At 57.7% G+C, this 776-nt stretch carries 1 protein-coding gene; it reads left to right on the top strand.

Annotated features, from left to right (window positions below; all coding sequences use genetic code 11):
* Positions 1–776 (top strand): Ig-like domain-containing protein (locus ACXAFQ_RS20455; protein ID WP_474825214.1); only part of this gene is annotated, 776 nt, incomplete at both ends.

The following is a 776-nucleotide window of genomic DNA, read 5'->3' as shown; positions in this document are numbered from 1 at the left end:
CCGACAACAACGGTGAAATCGACACCGCAGCGCCAACCATTACGTTGGACGCGCAGACAACAGGTAACGACGCGACGCCAACGGTATCAGGCACCACCGATTTACCTGCTGGTGAAACTGTGTCGATCACGGTGACCGACGCTAACGGCGATGCCCAAACCTTTACCGCAACCGTACAACCTGACGGTTCATTCAGCGCAGACGTACCAGCGGACATGGCCGACGGTGCTTATACCGTTGAAGCCACTGTCACCGATGCGGCAGGTAACGCGACCACCGCTACCGACAACAACGGTGAAATCGACACCTCTGCGCCCACCATTACGTTGGATGCGCAGACAATAGGTAACGATGCGACGCCGACTGTTTCGGGTACCACCGATTTACCGGCTGGCGAAACCGTGTCTATCACGGTAACGGACGCTAACGGTGATGCCCAAACCTTCACCGCCACTGTTCAGCCTGACGGCTCGTTCAGTGCCGATGTCCCTGCCGATATGGCCGACGGAGCTTACACCGTTGAAGCAACCGCAACCGATGCTGCGGGTAATGCCACTACGGCTACCGACAATAACGGTGAAATCGATACCGCTGCGCCAACCATAACGTTAGACGCGCAGACGACAGGTAACGACGCCACGCCAACGGTATCAGGCACCACCGACTTACCTGCCGGTGAAACCGTGTCGATCACGGTGACCGATTCAAACGGAGATGCCCAAACCTTCACCGCCACTGTTCAGCCTGACGGCTCGTTCAGTGCCGATGTCCCAGCG

It is taken from the genome of Alteromonas sp. ABH2_165, from assembly GCF_056159945.1.
Note: the sequence above shows the minus strand (reverse complement) of the source record. Positions and strands in the feature narration are given on the sequence as shown.